Origin of the sequence: Mesorhizobium sp. M8A.F.Ca.ET.021.01.1.1, from assembly GCF_003998025.1 — a bacterium.
GTDB lineage: Bacteria > Pseudomonadota > Alphaproteobacteria > Rhizobiales > Rhizobiaceae > Mesorhizobium.
Genome location: NZ_RZSJ01000895.1, coordinates 1 through 1,523, shown reverse-complemented (window position 1 = coordinate 1,523; position 1,523 = coordinate 1). Strand labels below are relative to the sequence as shown.

General features: G+C 67.2%; 1 protein-coding gene. It reads right to left on the bottom strand.

The genetic code is table 11. The annotated features are described in order from the left end of the window. On the bottom strand, positions 1 to 1,523 hold a 1,523-nt coding region (locus EOA36_RS35180), incomplete at both ends, for a phenylalanine--tRNA ligase subunit beta (protein ID WP_127281211.1).

The window sequence follows — 1,523 nt, the reverse complement described above, 5'->3', positions numbered from 1 at the left end:
TGCCCGCCTCGACCGCCTTGTCCACGACGAAAGCAAAATCGCGCTTCACCGCCTGGAAGGCGGAGAGTTCCAGCTTCGGCTTGGTCTTGGTCGGCTTTGCCTTCGGCTCGGGCACGGCGTCGACGAACACTTCGAAGCCGCATAGCGGCCCGGAGACATCGAGCCCTTCCAGCGTCTTCGGATGGAACTCACCGAAAGTGCCGAGCACGGTCTTCGGACCGAGCTTGATGGTGCCGGAACGGCCGGGATGATACCAGGCCGGTCCGCCGGCCCCGATCTGCAGCCGTTCGACCGGCGCGCCGCAGGCTTCGAGTGCGGCGACCGCGTCGGCCTTGGCGTCGAACACCCCGACCGGACCGGAATTGCCGGCCCAGTTGCGGCCGGAGCCGTCGAGCTTGGCCGTGCCGCGGCGCACGCCGGCGGCGACGCGCCGCTGCTGGTCGGCGCCATCGCCCTCATAGGTGCCCGAGACCTCGAACAGCGCCACGTCGCCGATGCCCTTGTCGGCATTGCGCTGCGCAGCCGAAATCAGCCCCGGCAGCAGCGAGGGCCGCATGTCGGACATGTCGGCGGCGATCGGGTTGGCGAGTTTCAGCGCCGTCTGGCCGCCGCCGAACAGTTCGGCGTGCCTGGCCGGAATGAACGACCAGGTAACGGCCTCCATCATGCCGCGCACGGCAAGCGAACGCTTGGCGGCACGGGTGCGGATCTGCAGCGTCGTCAGGATCTTGCCGTTGACCATGTCATGCGCGCCGAGCGGCTGCGGCGCGATGTTGTCGACGCCATGGATGCGCATCACCTCCTCGACCAGGTCGGCCTTGCCGTCGACATCGGGGCGCCAGGAAGGCACGGTCACGTCGACGACGTCGCCCGATCCCTGCGCGTGGAAGCCTAGACGCGACAGAATGTCGAGGCTCTCCGCCTTTGGCACTTCGATGCCGGTCAGCCGCTTCACTTCCGACAGCGGAAGGGAAACGATCTTTGGCTGATGCCCGGCATAGCCGGCCACCTCGGTCTCCGTGGGCGTGCCGCCGCAGAAGTCGATCACCAGCTTGGTCGCCAGTTCGACGCCCGGCACCATGAATTCAGGGTCGACGCCGCGCTCGAAGCGATAGCGTGCATCGGTGATGATGCCGAGCGTCCGGCCGGTGCGGGCCGTGGTGATCGGGTCCCAGAGAGCGGATTCGATCAGCACGTCCGTCGTGTTCTCGTCGCAGCCGGAATGCTCGCCGCCCATGATGCCGGCAATGGATTCGACGCCATTATCGTCGGCGATCACGCACATTTCCGGCGTCAGCGTGTACTCGCGCCCATCGAGCGCCTGGACCTTTTCGCCATCCCTGGCGCGGCGCACGACCAGATTGCCGGCGACCTTGGCGGCGTCGAAGACGTGCAGCGGCCGGCCGCGGTCGAAGGTGACGTAATTGGTAATGTCGACCAGCGCGCTGATCGGCCTCAGCCCGATGGCGATCAGCCGCTGCTGCAGCCATTTCGGCGACGGCCCGTTCTTGACGCCCTTGACC